Below are 24622 nucleotides of genomic sequence, written 5' to 3' on the forward strand. Positions count from 1 at the left end.
AAAAGGTAACGAAAGGAATTTGGAGGAGAGATGAAAAAGAGAGAGAGTAGTGTAAAGGGTTATACCATGGTGTTTGCTTCTACAATGTTTTTTTATATAATGACTTTATTTGTAAAGTTGATAACAAAGGATGGTAGGATACCCAGCACAGAGGTAACATTTTTTAGATTTTTAATCGGATTTATAATGGTAAATATCGGTCTTATGAAAACAGGATATAAAATTAAAATGGTAAATAAAAAAGCGGTATTGGGTAGAGGTTTTTTTACAGCCTTAGCAATATTATTATTTTTCATGGTGATAGAATATTCTACTACAACCAAGGCAAACATATATAATTTGACATACCCTATATTTGTCACGATATTTGGACCTCTTTTATTAAAAGATGAAAGGTGGACAGTAAAAAACATTATAGGAGTAGGCATAGCTTTTGTAGGAATATTCCTGATATCCGGATTGGCTCTGGGAGTTGTCAGCTGGGTAGATGGATTGGGATTATTTATGGGATTTGTAGCAGCAATTGGGATAATAGCCCTAAGAAAAGCTCGGATAACAGATAGTTCTAGTACGATTTTATTTTACCTGATGAGTATAGGGATGATTATGACCTTGATTCCATTTGGACATCAATTTAAGGTGCCGACTTCTAGAGAAGGGATGCTTTTATTGGGAATGGGAGTATTTTCATACCTAGGACAATATACTGTAACCAATGGATTTAAATATGTGAAAGCATTGGAGGGTAGTTTGATATCTTCTAGTAGAATATTTGTAGCTGCCATATGTGGAATCTTATTTTTAGGAGAACCATTCAGTACTGCTATAGTTGGCGGAGGAAGTCTGATATTTATAGGAATAGTATTGGTTAGTGTAAAGGGAAAAGAGAAAAAACAGTTAAAAATAAAAAAATTATAATTGAAGTGTGTACTGTTAGTTAAGAATAGAAATTAAAGTCAAGTTCTAAGGGTTCCGCCCTTAACTGGGTTCATTTCTCAGCTTGATCTGAGAAACGGAACCAAAGAGGATCAAGAAGATTTATAAAGGTCTTAATGAGTAAGTCACAATCGTTATTGTAGAAACAGTACTGCTGAAGTGGAACGACTATAAACTTCGGTTTTGAAAATCTAAATATCTAGGATAACATCTAGAAAAAGAAATTAAGTTTAAAAGGAAAATCAGATTCCTATGATAGAGCAGGATTTTTTTAATTAGTGTAAATTGATGGCAAAAAAAGAGTGTGACATTTTTCTTAGTGTGCTCTCTAGATTTTCCTTTGTGAGCTTAGTGTAAGTTCTAAGGGTGTCACCCTTAACGGACTCTATTTACTTTTTATCTGAAAAAGAAATAGAGGAAAGAAAAGCAGAAATTTTGAAAATGGCTTTTAAGTAGAATATAGAATAGCTGCGAGCTTTTGAGCTACAGTCCTCACTTCGTTGTGGAACTTAATTTGTATATCGCTCTTGGTAGGTAAGCATTGTAAAAGTGATATCGCCTTCAAAATTAAAAAATGCAAATCATTAGTACTTTGGTTTCTCTGGTATGAGAGAGACCATAAGAAGGAAGAGTTAGAATAAGTACATATTATAGAAACAGTACTGCTGAAGTGGAACGACTATAAACTTCAGTTTTAAACAAAGAAATAAAGAAAAGACATAGAACGCGGATGCTACTGCATACACGGACATAAGCTATGATGGTCGCAGATGATTGTTTTTGGTTAAAACCAGGAAAAAGATATTTTAGATCTGTGTAGATTAAAGTTTTTCAGTGTATCTCGGCAGAGATTCGCGTTCAATAGATTTTAATATTTTCTTAGTTTTATAATTTAAGAAAAAAAAGGATTTATGAAAGGGTAATTCGGGGATTGCCCTTACTTATTATTTTGTGTAGCGTATATAGGGGATGAGGATAATTTTATATAATTTGATACGAACAATATTATATCTTCCTTTGGGGATAGGAATGATATTTTCCAATAAATTAAGAAAATTTGTAAAAAAAAGAATATTTCAAAAAATAGATATAGAAGAGAAGAAAGATACCATATGGATCCATTGTGCATCTGTAGGAGAAGTTAATCTAGCGGAACCTATAATAAATAAATTTTTAGATGAAACACAGGAAAAAATCATTTTGACTATGATGACAGATACCGGAATGGAAACAGCGAGAAAAAAATATGTAAATGAAACCAGGGTAGATCTTTTATTTTTTCCTTTAGATGATTATTTTTGTATAAAGAAAATTTTGAAAAGGGTAGTTTTAAAAAAATTAGTGATCATAGAGACGGAGATATGGCCGAACTTAATCCTCTTATGTTCTAAAAAATCAGAGGTAGTTTTGATAAATGGAAGGATATCAGATAGGAGTATAGGTTCATATACAAAAATAAAATCTTTACTGAGAGGGATATTTTTTCAGATAGATACATTTATCATGCAGACTGAACAGGACAAAGAGAGGATAATATCTCTGGGAGCTCCTAAGGCTAGAGTTTTTAACTATGGAAATCTAAAGTTTAATATTGAACTGCCGGAATATGAAAAAAAAGAATTGGATGATTTAAGGGAAAAAATAAATGAAAAAGGTAAAAAAATACTGGTAGCGGGAAGTACAAGGGATAATGAGGAGGAATATTTATTAGAAGTTTTTGATAAATTGGATGACTATCTTTTGATCTTAGTACCTAGACATATAGAGAGAACGGAAGATATATGCCAGAGGTTGCTGGAAAAATATAATTATCAAAGGTGGACGGATATTTATAAAAAAGAAGGCAGTGAAGGTGTAGAGGGAATTCAAGAATTCTCTAAAAGAGATACAGATATAATAATTGTAGATAAGATAGGTGAACTGCGTAAATTATATGCCATTGCAGATATAGCATATGTGGGAGGAACCATGGTAGATGTAGGAGGACATAGTCTGCTAGAACCATTATTTTACAGAAAGCCGCCTATTTTTGGATCTTTTATCCAAAATGTGAGAAGTATTGCAAAGGAAGTAGTGGCTAGAAAGATAGGTACCCAGGTAGAGGATGTAGAAGGTCTTTATCAGGCTGTTAAGAACTATGAATTAGAAAATAAAAACCTTAGAGATAATGATGAAAGAGAGAATAAAGTTGGTATAGAAAATAGGATAGATAAGTTTTTTGAAGAGAACAGTCATGTAGTGGATTTGACTTTTGAAAAGATAATGGATGATGAATAGTTATAAATTTCGGGATTTAAAGTTATATATTATTAATATGTGTTATTTCTTTCCCACTATAGAGGGGGAGAGTGCCGAAGGCGAGAGAGGGTAAACAGGTTCTACCCGCAAGGGGCATCACCAAAATATCTATTGCTTATTCCATAAGCTGAGAATTTTGAGATAAAGGTTCCATCTTTAATACGAGTTCATGATAAAAAGACTATTTCACTCCTGAAGGAGCGAGGTACTTTGGATGTCGCGAGTATTTTATTTATTCTAATAATATTAGAATAAAATAAAAATGCGAGCAAGAAATAAGTATCCAAGAAGGGTTTAACTCCTCCTTTTTATGGAGATTTCATGAGTATCAAAATTAATTCTAACTTTAGAATAAATTTTAAATATGAATCTCAAAACAGAGAAACCGAAGCTATAACCATCTTGTCTTTGCATTGTAATACACGATTGTTGTTGTAGAAACAGTATTGCTGAAGCTCAACGACTATAAACTTCACTTAAAACCAAGAAAAAAGATAAAAACTTTGGACACGGAGAATAACTCTGTGGAACTCTTATCTCACCTCAGAGAATCTCTGCGTTGAAATAATTTCTTTTAATTCGTGTAATTCGTGACAGGTTTCAAAATGTTGTAGAGGTAATTCATGAATTACCCGTACGATAAAGTATTCATTAGAGATATCTGTGGGGAAAATTATTTTTACCTTAGTTTTAAAGAGTGATATTGACAGAATATGGAAATTTTAGTATACTGAAATGTACTGAAAATGACAGAAACAAAAATACTAAAAAATAAGTAAAAAAACATATATATAACATAGAGATAATCAAAGAATTGTTGATAAAAAATGGAGGCAAGATGTCAAATATAAAAAATGATAACAATGTAGGAGATATGTGGAAACACTTTTTCAACTACGAAAGAAAACATTATAATCCATATATGGTGAAGCTGGCAGAGCATCCAAATCATATTATGTATGATAAGGAAGTTATGGATTCTTATAAAGGTAAATGGAATGAATTTTTTAAAAATGAACATCCTATTTATTTAGAGATTGGTTCTGGAAGCGGAATGTTTGCAAATGATATGTGTGTAAGATATCCAGAGAGAAACCATATGGCTTTGGAGATAAGATTTAAAAGACTGGTTCTTTCAGCTAGAAGATCTGAAAAATTAGGATTAGATAACTTATTATTTATAAAAAGACGTGGAGAAGAGATCACTAACTTTATAGGTCATGAAGAGATGGCAGGATTGTACATCAACTTCCCAGACCCTTGGGAAGGAAGAGAAAAAAATAGAATTCTTCAACCAAAGTTATTTGCATTATTGGATCAAATCTTAGCGAAAGATGGAAGGTTATTCTTTAAGACTGACCATGATAAATACTATGCAGATGTATTAGAATTTATGCCGGAAGTAGAAGGGTATGAAGTGGTATATCATACTGCTGACCTGCATAACAGTCCATTAGCAGATGAAAATATTATGACTGAATTCGAGAGTCTATTTACATATAAACATCAAAAGAATATCAATTATATAGAGATAAAGAAATTAGGTAAAAAATAATCAAGAAATTACTCTTCCTTCTTATAGTTTCTCTTGTGTAAAAGAAACTAAAGCTTATATATTTAGCTATAGTTTTCCTTTAAGAAGGGAAAACGGTAACATGGAAAGAGTTTAAAAATAAATCTAAGAAGAGGTGGATCATGGCAAGTTATGTAGTAGTAGGAACACAATGGGGAGACGAAGGTAAAGGAAAAATTATCGATGTATTAGCACATAAGGCAGATTATGTAGTTAGATTCCAAGGTGGAAACAATGCAGGACATACAGTAGTAGTAAATGGAGAGAAATTTATCCTTCACTTATTACCTTCAGGAATGTTACACGGAAACGGAAAATGTGTAATCGGGCCAGGAGTAGTAGTAGATCCAAAGGTATTATTACACGAATTATCAACTTTAGAGGAAAAAGGAGCTAAGGTAGATCACTTATTTATCTCTGATAGAGCTCATCTTATCATGCCTTACCATGTTCAACTGGATATAGTAAAGGAAGAAGCTAGAGGAGAAAATAAGATAGGAACAACAAAAAGAGGAATAGGTCCTTGTTATGCTGATAAGATAGCTAGATGTGGAATAAGAGCAGTAGACTTATTAGACATGGAAGCATTAGGAAGAAAATTAAAGATAAACTTAGATGAGAAAAATGAATTATTTACAAAAATTTATAATACAGAAGCTATGGATTATGATACAATCATGGCAGACTTTACTGAATATGCTGAAAAATTAAAGCATAGAATTGCTGATTTTGTTCCTGAGATCAACGAAGCATTAGATAATGACAAAGTAGTAATGTTTGAGGGAGCTCAAGCTATGATGCTAGACATCAACTATGGAACTTATCCATATGTAACTTCTAGTTCACCAACTTCTGGTGGAGTTACTACAGGTGTAGGTGTAGCCCCTTCTAAGATCGATAGAGTAATCGGTGTTATGAAAGCATATACTACTAGAGTAGGAGAAGGTCCTTTCGTTACTGAATTAAATGATGAAACAGGGGAAAAATTAAGAACAGTTGGAAGCGAATTTGGTGCGACTACTGGAAGACCAAGAAGATGTGGATGGTTAGATGGTGTAGTAGGTAAATACGCTGTAATGATAAATGGTCTTACAGATGTAGTAGTAACAAAGATCGACGTATTAAGTGGAATGGATGAATTAAACATATGTGTAGGGTATGAGATAGATGGAAAGGTATGGACTACTATACCATCAGCTATCGAGATGACTGAAAAAGCGACACCTGTATATGAAACATTACCAGGATGGTCTGAAGATATCACAGGTATGAGAGAATATGATGAATTACCTGAAAACTGTAAAAAATATGTAGCTAGAATGGAAGAAATAATTGGATGTGAAATCACTATGATCTCAGTAGGTCCAGACAGAACTCAAAATATATTTAGAAAAGAATTCTAATTTATTTAGGAGGTAGCAAAAGCTGCCTTCTTTTTTTATTATCTAGGAAATTATACCTGGAAGGATGTCGGCAAAATATGAATAATTTATTCTGTAAACATAGAATTTTACGATAAAATAAATAAAATATTATAAAGATCTAGGTTGTGCTTGTCTGGATGCAACGTCACGTTGCTTTTTTATTTTAAAAATAAAGAGAATAAGGAATTTATCTATATTTTTAAGGTTCATATTTTGGTGGAAATAAGAAATAATTAAACTAGACTAAAATAATACTTAAACAAAAAACAAAGGTATGTTAAAATTAATATCTGAGACTATGTAGGGTTATTATGTTTTTTATTTTTATTTTGAAAAAAATATTAGAATGAAGAAAATAAAGGTGTTTTAGGAGGTGTGAATGAAGAAAATAATATTGGTAATATTTTTACTGTTGGTTAATTTTATCTATAGCCAAGAGAGGTCGGTGCCGATAGAAAAAACAACGGAAAAAAATGGAATAACTTATGTGATTGATGAAGACAGACCATTTACAGGGATAGTGAGAGATTCCGATAAACTGAGTCCGTTGGATAAAAATATTGATTGTAAGGGTCAAAAGCACACCAGAGAATGGATTCATTGTTACAAAAATGGCAGGTTAGATAATTTTTCTGTCACCTATTATACTGATGGAAAAAAGTGGGCCAGGGGAAATTATAAGGGGAAAAAAGGGGAAACAATTGTTTATTTTAATAATGGAAAAATAAGTGAAAAAATAAATTATACAGGCCATAAATTAGACGGGAAATGGATTACTTATTCTTCAGAAGGAAAAGTGCTGAAAATAGTTAACTACAAAAATGGTCGGCGTATAAATTAATATATAATTGGCAAAATAGGAGAAATCCTATGACGCAAAGCTATAGGGCCTTTAAAATGGCAGCCAGTTGCAGATCTTTTTTTGATCTGTATTTTTTTTGATTTTTTATAAAGGGGGAATAATGCCAAAATTAAATATTTTTTTTAAAAAAGATTCTGATAATTATCTATTGGAATCCTTTAGGATTCTCAGAAGTAATATGCATTTTTTAGAAAAAAAAGAAAATAAAGTAATCATATTTACAAGTACTATACCCAATGAGGGGAAGACTACTATATCTGCTAATTATGCAATGTCAGAAGCTGTGACAGGAAAAAATGTTATTTTAGTAAACTGCGATATAAGAAGGTTTAGACCTTTTAGCGGATTAAAGATGGAGATCGCTCATGGAATAGAGAGTGTTCTTTTAGGGAGAAAAAAAATAAATGATGTGGTTATAAAAGATTTCGAAGAAAATCTGGATCTTTTGCCCTCTAAGCATTTAAATGGAGGGATAACTGAATTATTTTTAGGAGACAGGATTAAGGAGTTATTGGAAGGCCTAAGGAAAAGATATGATCTGGTAGTGCTAGATACACCTCCCCTTACTATAGCTACAGATGCAGCCATACTTTCAGAATATGCAGACGGAGTTGTCTATGTATGCGGGTATAATATGGTGAAAAAGGAAAAAATGCTTCGTGCAAAAAAAATATTGGAACGAGCTAGAGCTAAAATATATGGGGTAGTAATAAATAAAATAGATGAAAAAACTTATGTAAATGAATATGGATATGATGAATATAAATATTATAGTAGCTATATTAAAAAATAAGGTGTTAAAAATATTTAGGAGGTGGAAAGAGCACCTCCTTTTTTTAGTTACTTTTTATATTGTTTTTTATTAAAATAGTTTTAAATGGTTAATAAACAGGACTTTTATTTGGTTTTTTTAAGACTTTTAATATTGATTTTAATTTTTTTAGTAAAAAAAATTAAAAAACAAACAAAAAAATATATTATTTATGGTAGAATAATCGTTGAAATATAAAAAAATTAAAAATATAAAAAGAATAGAAAAAATTAGGAGGAAAGAGATTGAAGAGAAAAAAAAGAGAAGAAGACTTGAGGTATGAATGGGAAGATGAAGATGACGATGAAATAGAACTGATGGATCTGGTTTTCATCCTTATCAGAAGCTGGAAACTTATTGTGATGAGTGCACTGCCGGTAATTGTCTTAGGAGCTGTATTTGCCATGACAAGGCCAGATATATATAGGGCAGAAGCTACTCTTATGGTATCTAGCGGTCAGATCTATTCGGTAAATAACTTAGATAATGCTGAAATCTCTAAGAATCAGAAGTTAGTATCATCCTATACAGAGATAGCCAAGAGTAAGAGTATTATGAGAAATGTTATCAGAAAATTAGATCTGGATATGGAGCCGGAAGAGATAGCTAAGTTATTGAAGGTAACTCCTATAGATGACACAGAATTTATTAAGCTGAGTTATACGGATAAAAATGCCCAAAGGGCTGCCCTTTTAACCAATGAGGTGGCAGGAGAATTTATTTTAAAGATAAAAAAAGTAATGAGTTTTGAAAATTTAAAAATTGTTGAGAAAGCATCGGTACCAGACAAGGCTCTACCTAAAAAAAGAGCTCTTATCCTAGCAGTTTCACTGGTATTAGGAGTTATGGTAGGGGTTTTCATAGCATTTATGCTGGAATTTTTACACAGTAAATTAAGAAAACCCGAGGACATAGAAAAAATAATGGGATGTTCAGTTTTAGCTAATATACCGGATTTTAATATTGAAAAGACAGGAGAGAAATAATGGCAGATAAACATATATCAAGTGCAAGAAAGATATTTTTTAAAGGGGATCAGGACAGCCATCTGGCAGAATCCCTCAGGGTCCTCAGGACCAATATACATTTTATGGAAGAAAAAGAAAACAGGGTAGTTGTCTTTACAAGTACTATACCAAAGGAAGGGAAGAGTACTATAGCTGCTAACTATGCTATGTCTGTAGCTATAAGTGGGGAAAAAGTGTTGTTAGTAGATTGTGATATAAGAAGACCCCGGGCTCATAGTAGTTTTGGGATTGAGATAGATCATGGTATGGGAAGTGTTCTTTTAGGAGATAAAAAAGTAGAGGATGTAATTTTAAAAGGTATAGAAGAAAACTTGGATATCCTGCCTTCTAAACATCTCAGCCAAAATGTAACGGAGTTATTTTTGGGAAACAAGATGAAACATCTATTAAAAGGTTTGAGAGAGCAATATGATCTTATAGTTCTAGATACTCCTCCCCTTACAGTAGCTACAGATGCAGTAATCCTTTCAGAATATTCAGATGGAGTAGTATATGTCTGCGGATATGATATGGTATCGAAGAAAGAACTCGTTCAAGCAAAAAAAATGTTAGATAGAGCTCAAGCAAATATATATGGGACAGTAGTAAATAAGATAGATAAAAGAGGTTATTCATACGGAAATTATGGATACTATAATAATAATTATAGTTATTATGAGGAATATATAAAAGGGGAAAAATAATGATAGATCTTCACTGTCATATTTTACCAAAGATAGATGACGGATCGAAAAATATCGAAGAATCTATGGAATTAATTTTATCCGCTGAAAAGTTAGGATATAAAAAGATATGCTGTACCTCCCATTATAGAGCAGGGAAGTATGAAAATAAAAATTATGACAGAACTTTAAAGAAGTTAAGAGATCAATTAAAGCTAGAGAAAGTAGACATAGAACTATTAGAAGGGAATGAACTTTTTTTGGACTTGGACGGACTTACTGCCCTGAAAGAAAAAAAAGTAAAAACTTTGAATAGAACTAGTTATCTTTTGGTAGAAGCAATCCCAGGGATGACAGAGATGGCATTAAAAAAATCACTGGGAAAGATCAGAGGTCTGGGGTATAAACCTGTTTTGGCCCATGTAGAGAGGTATCCATTTATAGAGGTTAAAACTTTACATGAATTAAAAAAAATAGGGGTTATAATCCAGGTAAACCTCAAATCATTGAGGCATAAAAAAGAGATCTATAGATGGATAAAACTGGGTCTTATAGATATTTTAGCCAGCGATGTTCACGATAAAAAATACAGAAACTATGAATTGGCAGATATAATAAGTGAGATAGATAATAAATTAGGCAGAGAAACTAGGGAAAGATTACTCACAGGCAATCCTGAAAAAATAATAAATAACGAGGATATAGAGGGGACTATAGATGAAAAAAAGATTTATGATACTGGCATTGATGACGATAACTTCATTAAATGTTTTTTCAAAAGATTTAAATTTAGAAGAAGCACTTAAGATTGCAGAAAATGAAAACCCGGAGATAAGAAGGGAAAGAATTACTCTGGATATAAAAAAATTGGAAGAAAAAAAGAAGATGAAAGCTTTTTTACCGAAGGTATCTCTTAGTATGGACGAAGGGGATACACCATATGACGATAACCTAAATCCATTTGATAAGAGTGTAGGAGTGGAAGCCAGAATTTACATGCCTCTTTTTACAGGTGGAAAGCTTACCAATGAATACAAAAAATCTAAGTTAGAATCGGAAAAAGCATCTTTAACTAATATTTTATTAAAATATGATATAAGAAAAGATGTTATAGAGAAATATTTTGAGGTATTAAATTTACAAAAACAGGCAGATATTTTGGAAGGGGTAAACAAGACCCTGAACAAGCAGAGGGAAAGATTGGAAAAACTTTATAATAACAATAAACTGGTAAAAAAATCAGATGTACTCAGAGTAAAGAGTGATATATTGAGTAATGAAGTGACACTTCTAGGTGTAAAACAACAGGCTGAAATAAAAACGTATGAACTACAGATACTCCTTGGAATATCTATGGATGAACCTTTAAACATAGCAGAGTTTGATTATAAGACACTGGACCTGAATAAATTTTTCTTAGATGATGATATTACAAAGGCATTGAATGAGGGAAGTAAGGTTAAGAGTACAGAGATAGATCTTCAAAAAAGTGAGATCGATGTAAATATAGCCAGAGCAGCATACTATCCAAAGGTAGGATTGGGATTTGAAAAGAATTTCAAGAGAGACAGCGATGGATTGGATTCTTATAGAATAGGTGTAGGATTTAACTGGAATGTATTTAATTGGGGTGCAGATATGGATACTGTGGCTCAAAATCAATATAGGGTAGATCAGGCAAATATAGATCTGACAAAGATGAAAGATGAGGTAAAACTAGAACTCAAGGAAAAATACAGTAATATGATTACTCTATCTAAGCAGCTGGAAGCACAGAATATAAAGGTGGAAATAGCTGATGAAAATGCAGAGATAGATACACTGAGATATAATAACTCCCTTATGAGTTCATTTGAATATTTAGACAGTGTGGATAAATTGAGAGCAGCAGAGGAAGGTTATTATACTCTTCAAAGGGAACTTATGTTAGCGATAGATACATATGAAAACGCGTGGAGATAGGACCCTCTTCCTCCTAGGTTATTTTCCACGATTATTAAAATTAAGTGTAATTAAAACTTTATTTTAAATGTGGACCCTCGTAGAGAGAAACCAAAGCATAACGACTATGGACTTTGTGTTATAAAAATATTTTGTTCTTTCCCCCTATGGAGGGGGAGAGTGCCAAAGGCGAGAGAGGGTAAAAAGGTTCCAAGGATTCCGTCCTTAACTAGCTCTGTTTCAGATATGCGAATATTTTATTTTTCTCTAATAACATTAGAAAAAAATAAAAATGCAGCAAAAGAAATAGAGGAAAGATAGGTAAGAGAATTCCTTACTCCTCCTTTTTATGGTTTCTCTCAAAACAGAGAAACCGAAGCAATAACCATTTTGTCTTAATGAGTAAGTCACAATCGTCATTGTAGGAACAGAGGGCTGGAGCTCAACGACTATAAACTTTGATTAAAATCAAGAGGAAAAGAGATTCTCTTAGTGAACTCTCTAGTTTATTCTTAGTGATCTTCGTGTAAAGGTTTTGGTTTTAAAAATCTGTGTCAAAAGAACTTCTGTGGTATAGCTGTAAAATTAAAAAAATTCGTGTAATTCGTGACAAAAAAAGATTTAAAAGTTAAATATTTAGGGAGATGAAGATGAAAAAGAAAATAATTATAGCTGTAGCGGCTCTTCTGGTTATTGGAGGAGGCTACGCAGTATTAAAAAATAGAAATAATAAAGATATGGCTTCGGTAAGATTGGTAAAGATAAGTAATGAAAATATTTCTGAAAATTTAAAATTTGAGGGGATAGTCAATGCCAAGAAAACCTATGGATTATATAAAAAAGTTCCTATGATGATAGAGGAAGTGAAGATTCAGCCGGGAACTATGGTAAAAAAAGGAGACGAGCTTATCAGGTTCAGCGGTGTAGGGACTGATGGATTTGAAAATACAGGAGTTTCTAATATTTTTATGAAGTTAGAAGAAAAAAAATTAGAAGTTGAAGTTTTGGAAAAGCAGGTAATAGAATTAGAGAGAAGGGAAAAGGTTGTAAAATTTCAACTGGACAATGCCAACAGTACTGCTGAAACTATGAAAGAATTATTGGAGCAGGATGGAGTATCTTCTCTAGAAGCTAATAAATATATTACAGACGCAGCATTAAAAGATTTGGAATACAACAATGTAATTCAGGATATATCCCTTGCTAAACAAAGATTAAAGATTAGATCGAATAGTTTAAATGAGGAGTTGAAGGAGATGAGTCAGAATATGATCGCTCCGGAAAATGGAATAATAACTGAAGTTTTTGTGGAGAATGGGATGATGGCAGTTCCTGGAAAACCTCTATTAAATTTTGCATCTCTAGACGGTGGATTAGAAGTAAAGGTACTTATACCTATCTATCAATCCCAGGGTGTAGGTACAGGAGCCAATGTAGATATTATATCTAAGGGTTCGTTGGAAGAAAAAAAATATAGCGGGAAAGTAGTTTCTATCTCGAGTGTAGCTCAGGTAATAAAAAACGGAAACAACGAAGAAAGATATCTGACTGCTACTGTAAAATTAGATGGATCCCAGGGTCTTTTACCGGGAGTCAATGTAGGAGTAGAGATATCGGGGACAGCACTTAATGGGATAAACGTAGTGGATGCTTTTTCTGTAATAGAGGAAAATGGAAAAAATTATGTTTATATAGTGGAAAATAACAGAGCCAGAAAGGTAGAGATACAGACCGGGATAAAAACTCTGTCTAAATATGAAGTATTAAACTTACCAGAAGGGATGGAAGTAGTGGTGAATCCGTTTAAGGTGAGAGATGGGGAAAAGGTACTGGTAAAATAACTCTTCCTTCTTATGGTTTCTCTTTAGTAAAGAGAAACCAAAGTTAGATTGGAAAGAAAAGATAAAAGAATCTTTCCCCCTGTAGAGGGGGAGAGTGCCGAAGGCGAGAGAGGGTAAAAAAATTCTAAGGGTGTCACCCTTAACGGACTCCATTTCTTTTTATCTGAAAAAGTAATAGAGGAAAGAAAAGCAGACTTTTTCTAAATGATGTTATAGAGTGAGGCCGTGGATCCCCGTTTCTTATCGGGATGCCTGACGGGCATGGTGAGCACGACGAAACTCGCAAGAGATATTCTGAGAAGTAGTATAACATCTAGAAAAAGGATTAAGTTCAAAACAAAAACAAGATCCTAACCAAGAAAGAAGATTCTCTTAGTGAGCTTTCTAGCCTTTCCTTTGTGAGCTTAGTGTAAAGGCTTTGGTTTTAAAATCTGTTTTTAATCTGTGTAATCTGCGACAAAAATTATTTCTTTGTATTGAAAGGTTTAATTTGTATAAAAATTTAAAGGAGAAAAAGTATGATTTTTTGGATGGTAAAAAAAATTATTATGGGTAATAAACTCCGTAGTGCAGTACCTCTTATGGGAATAATAATAGGGGTGGCTTCCATTATGGGTATTTTTGCTATATCCAGCGGGGGAGAAGCGGCTGTAAAAAAAGATCTGGCTAGTATAGCAGAGAACAGAGTTTTGATAGGCAGCAGCCAGGGATATGACCTAGAAGATCTAAAGCTCCTTGAAAATATGCCCATAGTAAACTATGTATTTTCTCCTGAGATGAATATGACAGTTAGTTATGATGAATTTAATAAGATAAAGGTAGAAGGATATACTAAATCTGCCATCCAGGGAAAAGAGCTGGAGATTGAAGGCAGCAGTAATATCAGAGGCAGGGAAGTGTTGATAGGGGATAAAACTGCCCAAAAGATGTTTAATACATCCCATGCAGTAGGAAAAATATTTCAAATAAATCTAAATTCAGGGAAACCTGTAGAGCTCCGAGTAATAGGAGTATATAGGGAAGACATAGGAAATACTTTGGGGATAGGATCTATCTACATGGATATAGATGAATATAATAATCTGGGAAGTAGCAGGAGTATAAATACAGTGGTAGTTACCTATAAAGATAAGGAAGATATAGAGGAAACTACAAATTATGTGATCCAGATATTATCCAGAAAAAATTACAGGAACAGGTATACGATCCTGGAAGGGAATGCCAGATATCAGAAAATTGAAAAGATAAAGGATATGATCAATATATTCTTGGGAGCTGTGGGAATAGTGGCTCTTGTAATGGGAGGACTGGGAATAAGTAATTTATTATTAAATTCAGTCAGAGAGATGACTCCTAGTATAGGAATTTTACGAACTATGGGAATGAGTGAAAAAAATATACTGAAGATATTTTTATTGGAATCAACAGTTCTTTCTACCATAGGAGGAGCTATAGGAATTATCTTTGGATGCGGAGGAGCATATATAGTCGGGAAGGTAATAGGAATACCGTCTGTCTACTATGTTGACCAGATAGTAATTGTTTTTGTAACTTCGGTAGGAATGGGGATAGTTTTTGGGAGTCTCCCGGCATATAAGGCAGCTAAGTTGCAGCCAGTAGAGGCCATGAAGATTTAATTGAAAACCTGATAAAAATAAAAAGATAAAAATATGTAGTCGCAGATTACGCAAATTGACGCAGATTATTTATGGAGTGATGAATATGAAAGAATTTCTATATAAAGAATTATCTTATAAAATTATTGGTTTAGCTATGGAAGTACATAGAGAACTAGGAACTGGATTTTTAGAAAAAGTGTATGAAAATGCTTTAATGATATTATTTGAACAAAATAATATAAAATCAATACAGCAAGAACCAATTAAAATAAGTTTTAGAAATAAAATAATTGGTGATTATATTGCTGATATAATTGTAGAAGATAAAATAATATTAGAATTAAAATGCACTTCAAAAATAATTGGAACTCATAAAGCTCAAATAGCAAATTATCTAAAAGCTACAGGAAAAAAGGTCGGTATCATAATTAATTTTGGTAATAAAAGTTTAGAAATAGAAAGAGTAGTTATGCAGAATCTGTGATAATCTGAGAAATCTGCGACTAAAAAAAGACTTCTGTGCTGTAGCAGTAAAATGATTTAATTAGTGTAGATTGGTGGCAAAAGAAAAAATATTTTGTTTTTTATCTTTTTAAATTATATTTTTGTGAAAAAATATTTTTATTTATGAATATATTAATCTGAAAAAAAAGAATATTTATTTTTTTTTTACAAAAATTTAAGAGAAAAACTTTATTAAAATTTAATTGTTTTGAAGAGAAATAATTATAGATGTGTTATAAAGAGAAACAAAATGGATTTGATATCGAATAAAATAAAATAAAACTTAAGTAATAACTAATTTTATGATAAGATGATAAAGAGAAAAAAACGATTAACCTATTTACTTATAGGTGAATTAAAGAATTGTGTGTAGGTGTGAAAGTTAGAGGTTTAGTCAGGGTATTGTGAAAAAGTAGTTGAATTTTCACAAAGGGGAATTTAAGGTTTAATTAATAATTGCAATGGGAAAATAAAGATTTTAGTCACGAAGATAGATGACGGATATATGAGTATTAATTTTGTTCATACTTAATGAAAAAAATTAAATATATAAATCTCTTTATTGTTTAAATAAAAAGATTTAAATATCTAACGAATGGACACGAAAAACCCCTTGGACACGGAGATACACAAAGGTGAAAGAGGAGAGCACAGAGAAAAGGTTCTCTTAGTGTACTTTCTTTTCTTTCCTTCGTGAGCTTAGTGTCAGGTTAAGAAGTGTTAACAGAAGTCCGTGTTCTATGAATGAAAGAAACGACAATTGTCATTGAGTTTATTTTATTAAATGTTAGAATGATTGCTGTAAAATTATATTAATTATTTAAATGAAAAGATTAACTATATGAGGATAAGTAAAATAGTTGATATTTTTTTAGGGATTTTTTTGTTTAATCGCGGTGAGGGTTTTAGATAGTAATCTGTATGAATTAAGACAGGAGTAATTTTTTTTATGATAATATCTATAGTGGGTAAATGTAAAAAATTACTAATCATGGTCTATAAATTTAATGTTTATGAGTGGAAATAGAAAAAGATTAAAGTCTAAGGGTGTCACCCTTAACTGACTCCATTTCGTTTTGGTGAGCAAAAGAAATAGAGGAAAGAAAAGCTCACTTTTTCTAAATAATGTTAATGAGTGAGACCATGGATCCCTGTTTCTTAGTGGGATGCCTGACGGGCATAATGGGTACGACGAAACTCGCGAAAGATATACTGCGAAGTAGGATAACATCCAGAAAAAGGATTAGGTTCTAACCAAGAAAATGGAATTATCAGTGTAAATCAGAGGTTTTCTGTGTGTATCGGAGATACCCGTGTGCTATGAATCTGTGTCAAAGTTTTTTCTCCTGTGTTGTGGCAGTAGAGCATATAATTGGTGTAGATTGGTGGCAAAAAAAGTCATGATCTAGTCAGTTCTGAGTCAGGCTCAAAAAGAAAAGGTTCTTTTAATATGTGTCAAAGTAGAAAGTTCTAAGGGTTCCGCCCTTAATACGGGATACCTTGATACCACGAATATTGAAATTGATTCTAATTTGTAGAATAAATTTTAAATGTGGAAAAAAAGCTAACGGAAAAATTCAAGAAGGTTTATACCCGCAAGGGGTATCACCAAAGTATCTAGAAATTTACTAATGTAAATTAAGAACTTTGCGAAAAGTTGTCTTGGCTGAGTAAGTCACAATCGTTATTGTAGAAACAGTACTGCTGAAGTATAACGACTATAAACTTCGCTTAAAACCAAGAAAAGAAAAACTTCTGTGTTGTAGCAGTAGAGTATTAAACATTCGTGTAATTCGTGACAAAAGAAGGTTCTTTAATTTTATTATGTATCTTTGCATTGGGAAGTTTTAATTAGCGTAATTAGCGGCAAAAAGTCAGGGTCAAGAAAAAAAGATTTTAAGGTTCAAATCAAAGATCAGAGAGGGTCTGTTTTATATAATGGTTATAAAAAAAATATGATATATACTGGGGAGTATATTAGGGGAGGAAAAAAAGATGTTATCGAATGCTAGGAGAAGAAATATAATAAAAGTATTGTTGGATTTAGTGTTGCTTAGTTCAGCTTTTGTATTTTCTTTTATGATAAGGTTTGAAGGAGAATGGTCAAAACACTTTAGAATAAGATATGTTGTGCAGTTTTTGATTATCTATATTGTTTTAAACTTTTTCTTAAAAATAAATAAAAAGAGCTGGAGATATACAGATTCATTGGATATATTCAATATTATCTGTGTAATTTTCTTGTCCAATATGATCCATGCTCTGGGAGTTGTAGCATTTTCTTTAAGGAAATTTCCTGTAAGTATGTTTGCACTTTTCATAGTATTCGAGATAACCTTCCTACTCATCGGAAGATTTACATTTAGGCTGAGAAGAACTATGGAAGGAATCAGAAAAAATAGAAGGTGTATGAATAGTAAAAAAAGAGCTCTGATGATTGGAGCAGGAGAAGCGGGGGAAGCACTCCTTCGGGAAAGTCTTAAGAATGCTCACTTTAAGCTGGATATAGTAGGATTGATAGATGATGATCCCAGGAAAAAAAATATGATCCTTCATACAAAGAGAGTCTTGGGAACTAGGTTTGACCTTCCGAGACTGATAGAGGAATATGATATATGTGAAATTATAATAGCGATTCCTTCTATGAAGGGTAGCGGGATAAAGGAACTTTATAAACTAATAGACACAGAAAACATTTCCATAAAAGTATTACCGAGCTTTGATGATATCTTAGAAGGAAGTTCTTATCTCAACCAGATAAGGGATGTAAAGGTAGAGGATCTTTTGGGCCGGGAAACAATAATTGTAAACAGTGCCAATATAGCCAAGGGAATACAGGGGAAGGTAATATTTGTTACTGGAGGAGCAGGATCTATAGGGTCGGAACTTTCCAGACAGATAGCTAAATATAATCCAAAGAAGATAGTAAACATAGATGTAAATGAAAATACCATATATTTTCTGGAATTAGAATTAAAAAGAAAGTACCCTGCTCTGGATCTTGTAAGTGAGATTGGAAATGTAAGGGAAAAAGATAAGATGGAATTTTTATTTCAAAAATACAGACCTGACCTGGTGTTTCATGCAGCAGCTCATAAACATGTACCTCTCATGGAACATAACCCAGAGGAAGCTATAAAAAATAATGTATTTGGAACTAAGAATATAATAGATCTATCAGATGAATACGAGGTAGAGAGATTTATCCTGGTATCTACAGATAAGGCTGTAAATCCTACCAACATAATGGGAGCTACAAAAAGAGCAGCAGAGATATTGGTAGAAGATAAGAATGCCAAGAGTAAAACAAAGTTTATGGCAACCAGATTCGGAAATGTATTGGGAAGTGAAGGAAGTGTAATCCCCCTATTTAAAAAACTGATAGAGGAAGGAAGAAACATTACTCTGACTCATCCAGAGATCACCAGATACTTTATGACCATACCGGAAGCAGCCAGCCTAGTAATAGAAGCAGGAACTATGAGTAAAGGCGGGGAAGTATTTGTATTAGATATGGGGAAACCTGTAAAGATAATGGATCTGGCTAAAAATCTGATAAAATTATCGGGGCTCACATTGGGAGAAGATATAGATATAGAGATCACAGGTCTCAGACCAGGGGAAAAACTCTATGAAGAGTTACTCTATGATATAAACGATGCAGAAAAAACAGAGAACAAAAAAATATTTATAGTTAAACTGAAAGATCAGAGCACTGTAAATTATGGAATCTCTCTGGAAAGATTAAAGATGAAACTAAAGGAACAGAAATATTCTGAACTGAAGGAGATCATGAAGGAGATGGTGGTTACCTTTAGGGAGCCAGAGGAAGTGAACAAGATGGTGAAACCCTCTCCTTCTTATGTTTCTCCCTCAAAGGGCGAAACGAAAGTTAGGATGGAAGAAAAAGATTTAGTTATTAGTTAAAAGAGAAATCTATTTGTTTATTTCAATAAAAGATTTTAAAAAACAGGTAAGAAAAAGATTATGAAATAATCTTTTTCTTACACCTACCTCTACTTTAGTTTCCATATAAGGGAAACGCTAAAAAGGAAGGGTGAAGAAAGTTCCAAAGATTCCGCCTTTGATACGGCTCTGTTTCTTTTCATGAGTAAAAGAAATAGAGGAAAGAAAAGCTCACTTTTTCTAAATGATGTTATATAAGTGGTACCACGGATCCCCGTTTCTTATTGGGATGCCTGACGGGCATAATAGGTACGACGAAACTCGTAAAATATCTACTGTGAAGCAGGGTAACATCCAGAAAAAGGAATAGGTTCGAAAGCTAATAGTTACAATCGTCATTGTAGGAACAGAGGGCCGGAGCTCAACGACTATAAACTTCGATTAGAAATCTAAATAGCTAGTATAACATCTGAAGAAAGGAATCAAAGTTAGTAGGGAAAACGAAGCAATAACCTCTGTCAGATCTAGTCAGTTATAAGTCAGGGTCAAAAAATAAAAGATTTTAATCTGTTTTTTATGGATTAGAAATTAGCGTAATTAGCGGTAAAAAGAAAAAGGTTTCTTAGTGGTGAAATAGATAATTAAAAATAAAAAAATAGAATTAATATAGGGAAAAAGAAATAGGAGGGAAGTAGAATGGAAAAATTGAACATACCGTTATCGGTTCCGAATTTATCAAAAGACATAGTTCCTATGATAGAAGAATGTATAGAGACTGGGTGGGTATCTACCGGGGGAAGGTTCATAACTGAATTTGAAGAAAAGGTGGCAAACTATGTAGGAGCAGAAAAAGCGGTAGGAGTACAATCTGGAAGTGCTGGACTTCATGTTGCTTATAGAGTTATGGGAGTAGAAGCAGGAGATGAGGTTATCTGTCCTACTGCTACATTTATAGCAACAGTAAATCCTATGATGTATATAGGAGCTTTACCTGTATTTATGGATTGTGACGATACACTGAATATGGATCTTGAAAAACTCGAAGAGTTTTTAATGAACAATGGACAATGGACAATGGACAATGGACAAGAAGTTTTAATGAATAAAAATAGTGGGAATAAAATAAAGGCTATATGTATAGTTCATGTATTTGGGAATCCGATAGACATGGTGAAAGTTATGGAGATAGCTGAGAAATATAAGTTGAAGGTAATAGAAGATTCAGCTGAATCTTTGGGTTCGTATTATACAAAGGATGGAGAAAAGCAGGCTCATACAGGTACTCTGGGAGATATCGGAGTATATTCATTTAACGCCAATAAGATCCTTACTACTGGTGGGGGAGGGATGGTTGTAGCCAAGGATAAAAATATCTTGGATAAGGTAAGATTTTTATCTGTTCAGGCTAAGACTGATCCACTATACTTTACCCATGACGAGATTGGATATAACTATAGACTTACCAATGTAGCATCAGCTTTTGGTGTAAGCCAGATGAATCAATTGGAAGGGTTTATAGAAAATAAGATAAAAAATTATAACTTATATAAAGAAGCGATAAAAGATATAGACGGATTGGAAATATTACCATTCAATGAAGATACCAGAGCAAACTACTGGTTCTATTCTATTATGGTGGACAAGGATAAATACGGTATTGACAGGGATGAGTTATTGGTTAAATTAAATGAATGTGGAATTCAGTCTAGACCATTATGGGGATTGATGCACGATCAAAAGCCATTGAAGAAATATGAGGCGTATAAGATAGAAAAAGCGAGACATTATGTGGATAATTTATTGAATATTCCTTGTAGTACTAATCTTACTAGTGAGCAGGTAGGAGCTGTAGTAGGGAAATTAAAAAGGTTTTCTAATGTATAAAATAAAGAAAATTGACACCGAAGAGATAAAAAAAAATTCTAGTAAATTAAAATTATTTTTAAAAGAAGGTTATAAGATAGGTTTTCCTAATCTAGAAATAACTAAAGAAGTTATAGATGAAAAATTCACTTCGTTATTAACTTACTCAAAAGATAAAAATATTTTAGTATTAGGAAGTTTTAAAGACGATAAATTAGTAGGATATTTATGGGCTTTTTATAGAAAAATTACATTTAAAGAAGTAGGGCACTTGAATCAAATTTTTATAGAAAATTCACATCGTGGGCAAGGGTTAGCTCAAAAAATGATTTTTAAAATGGAAAATTTTATGATTGAAAACAATGTTGAAGAAATTGATTTAAATGCTACTTACTCTGTGAAGAATGCAGTTAGACTTTATGAAATGCTTGAATATAAAATAGAAAGAGTTGTTATGATAAAAAAATTAAGAAAATAACTTAAGGGGAATAGAGATGATTATAGACATTAACAATAAAAAAGAATGGCAAAATAAATATTTACAATTAGATATTGAACAACGAGATATTCAATATAAATTAGAATATTTAGAAATTTTTTCAAAACATGAAAATTCAGAACCGCTTCTTTTTTTCTATGAGAATAATGATGGATTTGTTTATTATCCATTTTTGAAAAGAAAAATATTTGAAACAGAATATTATGACATAACAAGTCAATATGGATATGGAGGACCACTATATAAAGTAAAAGGCAATAAAACTAATTTATTAAGTGAATTTAGAAAAAAATTCAATATATATTGTGATGAAAATAATATAATTTCAGAATTTATAAGATTTCATCCAATGATAAAGAATTATAAAGGTCTAGACTTTGACATGGAATGCATAAATATATCTGAAGTAATCTATGTAGATTTAACAAAATCAGAGGAAGAAATACTAAAAAACTATAAATATAATAATAGAAAATCGATAAATAAAGCAATAAGAGCAGAAGTAGAAACTTTTATAGATGATGATATAGAAAAATTTAATTCTATTTATGTTGAAACGATGGAAAGAAATCAAGCTCTTAAATATTATAATTTTGGAAAAGATTTTTTTGAATTTTTTAAAACACAATTAAAAAATAATAGTTTTTATTATTTTGCTAAAAATAAATTTGAAATTATATCAACAGAATTAGTGTTATTAAGCAGTGAATATGGTCATTCATATTTAGGAGGAACCGATAGTAATTATTTTAATTTATGTCCTAATAATCTATTAAAACACGGAATAATAAAAGAACTTAAAAGAAGAGGAGTTAAGTATTTTATATTAGGTGGTGGCTATAAAAAAAATGATGGAATTTTTAAATATAAAAAATCATTTAATGAAGAAGGAGTCTTAGATTTTTATATAGGTAAAAAAATTCATGACATAAAAGTTTATAATAAGTTAGTTGAAGAATATGAAGAAAATTATCCAGAGAAAAAAGATATAAATAATGGTTTTTTTCCATTGTATAGAAGGTAGGTAAGATGTATAAAAAATATTTTAAAAGATTGTTTGATATTTTAGGGTCATTGGTATTGCTAGTAACTGTTTTACCAATACTAATCATAATAGCTACACTTATAAAAAATAAAATTGGATCACCTGTATTATTTTGTCAAGATAGACCAGGTTTAAACGAAAAAATTTTTAAAATGTATAAGTTTAGAAGTATGACTAATGAAAAAGATAAAAATGGTAATTTATTACCAGATGAAAAAAGATTAACAAAATTTGGGTTAATACTGAGAAAATCTAGCATAGATGAATTGCCAGCAATTATAAACGTGTTAAAAGGTGATATGAGTTTTATAGGCCCAAGACCTCTTCTTGTGAAATATCTTCCTTATTATAAAGAGACTGAGAAGAAAAGGCATAGTGTAAGGCCTGGAATAACAGGCTTAGCACAAGTTAATGGAAGAAATTTTCTTGATTGGGATAAAAGATTTGAATTAGACATTAAATATGTTAAAAATTTATTTTTTATTTTAGATATGAAAATACTAATAAAAACTATACTAAAAGTAGTGTTAAAAAAAGATGTTGCAGAAGTAACAAATTATGTAATGAAAGATTTAAATGTAGAAAGGAAAAAAATATGAAAGATATTTTAATAATTGCAAATTATATTTATACCCCAGAAGAGCAAGGTAACTGTCGATTTAATTATTTGGCAAAATTATTGAGTAAAGAAAATAGCGTTGAAATTTGTTCATCAAATTTCTCACACCCCCAAAAAAAACATAGAAAGAACATTAGACTACAAAACAAGTTGTCTTATAAAATAACATTGTTGAATGAAGTAGGGTATACCAAAAATATTTCTCTGAAAAGATTTTTGAGTCACTATTTATTAAGTAGAAATCTAGAACTTTTTTTAAAGAAAAGGAAAACCCCAGATGTGATTTATTGTTCATTACCGTCTTTAAGTTTTGCAAAATGTGCAGCAAGGTATGCTAAAAAAAATAATATAAAATTTATAATAGATATACAAGATCTTTGGCCCGAAGCTTTCAAAATGGCATTTAATCCTTTTGGAATAGGAAAAATAATATATGAACCATTTAGAAGGCAGGCTAACTACATATATAGAAGTGCAGATGAAATAGTTGCAGTTTCAAATACTTATCTCGAAAGAGCATTAAAAGTAAATAACAAAATAGAGAAAGGACATAGTGTTTTTTTGGGAACTGATTTATCTGATTTTGATAAATTTAAAAATAAAAAAGTATGTATTGATAAAAAAGCAGGAGAAGTCTGGATAACTTATCTAGGTACTTTAGGCTATAGTTATGATTTGCTTTCTGTGATAGATTCGATAAGTATTTTAAATGTAAAAGGGTTTAAAAATATAAAGTTTATAGTTATAGGAGATGGCCCACTTAGGTCTGATTTTGAAAAATATGCTAAGAAAAAAGATATATGTATAGAATTTACAGGAGCATTAGAGTATGGTAATATGGTTAAAGTTCTTAAAAAATGTGATATAGCGGTAAATCCAATTAAAGCAGGTTCCGCAGGAAGCATTATTAACAAGGTTGGAGATTATGCCGCAGCAGAACTACCTGTTTTGAATACACAAGAATCTTTAGAATATAGAAAATTAGTTGATAAGTTCAACATAGGGATCAATTGTATAAATAATAATTCAGAAGATTTAGCAAAGAATCTTTTAATTTTACTTAAAGATAAAAAGTTAAGAAAAAATATGGGAAGAAATAATCGAAAATTAGCAGAAAACAAATTTGACAGGAAATTAACGTATAAAAAAATTCTAGATTTGTTTTAAAATATTAACTATGGGAATAAGGAG

The 24622-nt window shown here is 31.6% G+C and carries 20 protein-coding genes and 1 riboswitch; all 20 genes read left to right on the top strand.

The genetic code is table 11. The annotated features are described in order from the left end of the window. Positions 1-30 precede the first annotated feature (30 nt). Positions 31-918, top strand: a complete 888-nt coding sequence (locus tag K337_RS0103955) for a DMT family transporter (protein ID WP_028855450.1) — start codon at positions 31-33, stop codon at positions 916-918. A 1008-nt stretch (positions 919-1926) separates the two neighbouring features. After that, on the top strand, positions 1927-3213 hold the full coding sequence (locus K337_RS17625) for a 3-deoxy-D-manno-octulosonic acid transferase (protein WP_245584866.1): 1287 nt from the start codon (positions 1927-1929) through the stop codon (positions 3211-3213). 859 nt (positions 3214-4072) lie between these two features. Then, positions 4073-4789: a tRNA (guanosine(46)-N7)-methyltransferase TrmB gene (gene trmB / locus K337_RS0103965; protein WP_037029159.1), complete on the top strand. Its 717-nt coding sequence runs from the start codon at positions 4073-4075 to the stop codon at positions 4787-4789. Between the two features lie 140 nt (positions 4790-4929). Continuing rightward, positions 4930-6210 carry an adenylosuccinate synthase gene (locus tag K337_RS0103970; protein WP_028855452.1) on the top strand — a complete coding sequence of 427 codons (1281 nt, stop codon included), beginning with the start codon at positions 4930-4932 and terminating at the stop codon, positions 6208-6210. Between the two features lie 400 nt (positions 6211-6610). After that, positions 6611-7072, top strand: coding sequence for a toxin-antitoxin system YwqK family antitoxin (locus K337_RS0103975; protein WP_028855453.1), 462 nt, complete (start codon positions 6611-6613; stop codon positions 7070-7072). After that, a riboswitch (cyclic di-GMP riboswitch) is annotated at positions 7072-7147 on the top strand. Its footprint overlaps the gene before it by 1 nt. Before the next feature lie 46 nt (positions 7148-7193). Next, positions 7194-7886, top strand: coding sequence for a CpsD/CapB family tyrosine-protein kinase (locus K337_RS0103980; RefSeq protein ID WP_028855454.1), 693 nt, complete (start codon positions 7194-7196; stop codon positions 7884-7886). A 263-nt stretch (positions 7887-8149) separates the two neighbouring features. Continuing rightward, positions 8150-8890, top strand: coding sequence for a YveK family protein (locus tag K337_RS0103985; RefSeq protein WP_028855455.1), 741 nt, complete (start codon positions 8150-8152; stop codon positions 8888-8890). Next, positions 8890-9615, top strand: a complete 726-nt coding sequence (locus K337_RS0103990) for a CpsD/CapB family tyrosine-protein kinase (protein WP_037029160.1) — start codon at positions 8890-8892, stop codon at positions 9613-9615. The genes K337_RS0103985 and K337_RS0103990 overlap by 1 nt, the downstream gene beginning before the upstream one ends. After that, positions 9615-10400, top strand: a complete 786-nt coding sequence (locus tag K337_RS0103995) for a tyrosine-protein phosphatase (protein WP_028855457.1) — start codon at positions 9615-9617, stop codon at positions 10398-10400. The genes K337_RS0103990 and K337_RS0103995 overlap by 1 nt, the downstream gene beginning before the upstream one ends. Next, positions 10312-11556, top strand: coding sequence for a TolC family protein (locus tag K337_RS0104000; protein WP_028855458.1), 1245 nt, complete (start codon positions 10312-10314; stop codon positions 11554-11556). Before K337_RS0103995 ends, K337_RS0104000 begins: the two co-directional genes overlap by 89 nt. Before the next feature lie 159 nt (positions 11557-11715). Next, positions 11716-11856 (top strand): hypothetical protein, encoded by a 141-nt coding sequence (locus K337_RS19730; RefSeq protein ID WP_156877307.1) that lies wholly within the window; start codon positions 11716-11718, stop codon positions 11854-11856. Positions 11857-12185: 329 nt separating this feature from the next. Then, complete coding sequence (locus K337_RS0104010; protein WP_028855459.1) at positions 12186-13376, top strand: efflux RND transporter periplasmic adaptor subunit; 1191 nt, start codon at positions 12186-12188, stop codon at positions 13374-13376. Positions 13377-13894: 518 nt separating this feature from the next. Further along, positions 13895-15013, top strand: a complete 1119-nt coding sequence (locus K337_RS0104015) for an ABC transporter permease (protein ID WP_028855460.1) — start codon at positions 13895-13897, stop codon at positions 15011-15013. An 85-nt stretch (positions 15014-15098) separates the two neighbouring features. Further along, entirely contained in the window at positions 15099-15479 is a 381-nt protein-coding gene (locus K337_RS0104020) for a GxxExxY protein (protein ID WP_028855461.1), read from the top strand. Positions 15480-17494: 2015 nt separating this feature from the next. Next, positions 17495-19426 carry a polysaccharide biosynthesis protein gene (locus K337_RS17630; protein ID WP_051251595.1) on the top strand — a complete coding sequence of 644 codons (1932 nt, stop codon included), beginning with the start codon at positions 17495-17497 and terminating at the stop codon, positions 19424-19426. Positions 19427-20101: 675 nt separating this feature from the next. Further along, the gene (locus K337_RS0104035; protein ID WP_028855463.1) at positions 20102-21289 is read left to right on the top strand and encodes a LegC family aminotransferase; all 1188 of its coding nucleotides are present in this window, start codon (positions 20102-20104) and stop codon (positions 21287-21289) included. Beyond that, positions 21282-21746 carry a GNAT family N-acetyltransferase gene (locus K337_RS0104040; protein WP_028855464.1) on the top strand — a complete coding sequence of 155 codons (465 nt, stop codon included), beginning with the start codon at positions 21282-21284 and terminating at the stop codon, positions 21744-21746. The genes K337_RS0104035 and K337_RS0104040 overlap by 8 nt, the downstream gene beginning before the upstream one ends. 16 nt (positions 21747-21762) lie before the next feature. Continuing rightward, positions 21763-22791, top strand: a complete 1029-nt coding sequence (locus tag K337_RS17635; RefSeq protein ID WP_051251596.1) for a GNAT family N-acetyltransferase — start codon at positions 21763-21765, stop codon at positions 22789-22791. A 5-nt stretch (positions 22792-22796) separates the two neighbouring features. Next, positions 22797-23411, top strand: coding sequence for a sugar transferase (locus K337_RS0104050; RefSeq protein WP_028855465.1), 615 nt, complete (start codon positions 22797-22799; stop codon positions 23409-23411). Beyond that, positions 23408-24598 carry a glycosyltransferase gene (locus K337_RS0104055; protein WP_028855466.1) on the top strand — a complete coding sequence of 397 codons (1191 nt, stop codon included), beginning with the start codon at positions 23408-23410 and terminating at the stop codon, positions 24596-24598. Before K337_RS0104050 ends, K337_RS0104055 begins: the two co-directional genes overlap by 4 nt. Positions 24599-24622 lie beyond the last annotated feature (24 nt).

Origin of the sequence: Psychrilyobacter atlanticus DSM 19335 (assembly GCF_000426625.1) — a bacterium.
Taxonomy (GTDB): domain Bacteria; phylum Fusobacteriota; class Fusobacteriia; order Fusobacteriales; family Fusobacteriaceae; genus Psychrilyobacter; species Psychrilyobacter atlanticus.

Coding starts and splice junctions, on each gene's coding strand:
- K337_RS0103955 (WP_028855450.1), top strand. CDS start 31: ATGAAAAAGAGAGAGAGTAGTGTAAAGGGTTATACCATGGTGTTTGCT.
- trmB (WP_037029159.1), top strand. CDS start 4,073: ATGTCAAATATAAAAAATGATAACAATGTAGGAGATATGTGGAAACAC.
- K337_RS0103970 (WP_028855452.1), top strand. CDS start 4,930: ATGGCAAGTTATGTAGTAGTAGGAACACAATGGGGAGACGAAGGTAAA.
- K337_RS0103975 (WP_028855453.1), top strand. CDS start 6,611: ATGAAGAAAATAATATTGGTAATATTTTTACTGTTGGTTAATTTTATC.
- K337_RS0103980 (WP_028855454.1), top strand. CDS start 7,194: ATGCCAAAATTAAATATTTTTTTTAAAAAAGATTCTGATAATTATCTA.
- K337_RS0103990 (WP_037029160.1), top strand. CDS start 8,890: ATGGCAGATAAACATATATCAAGTGCAAGAAAGATATTTTTTAAAGGG.
- K337_RS0103995 (WP_028855457.1), top strand. CDS start 9,615: ATGATAGATCTTCACTGTCATATTTTACCAAAGATAGATGACGGATCG.
- K337_RS0104000 (WP_028855458.1), top strand. CDS start 10,312: ATGAAAAAAAGATTTATGATACTGGCATTGATGACGATAACTTCATTA.
- K337_RS0104010 (WP_028855459.1), top strand. CDS start 12,186: ATGAAAAAGAAAATAATTATAGCTGTAGCGGCTCTTCTGGTTATTGGA.
- K337_RS0104015 (WP_028855460.1), top strand. CDS start 13,895: ATGATTTTTTGGATGGTAAAAAAAATTATTATGGGTAATAAACTCCGT.
- K337_RS0104020 (WP_028855461.1), top strand. CDS start 15,099: ATGAAAGAATTTCTATATAAAGAATTATCTTATAAAATTATTGGTTTA.
- K337_RS17630 (WP_051251595.1), top strand. CDS start 17,495: ATGTTATCGAATGCTAGGAGAAGAAATATAATAAAAGTATTGTTGGAT.
- K337_RS0104035 (WP_028855463.1), top strand. CDS start 20,102: ATGGAAAAATTGAACATACCGTTATCGGTTCCGAATTTATCAAAAGAC.
- K337_RS0104040 (WP_028855464.1), top strand. CDS start 21,282: ATGTATAAAATAAAGAAAATTGACACCGAAGAGATAAAAAAAAATTCT.
- K337_RS17635 (WP_051251596.1), top strand. CDS start 21,763: ATGATTATAGACATTAACAATAAAAAAGAATGGCAAAATAAATATTTA.
- K337_RS0104050 (WP_028855465.1), top strand. CDS start 22,797: ATGTATAAAAAATATTTTAAAAGATTGTTTGATATTTTAGGGTCATTG.
- K337_RS0104055 (WP_028855466.1), top strand. CDS start 23,408: ATGAAAGATATTTTAATAATTGCAAATTATATTTATACCCCAGAAGAG.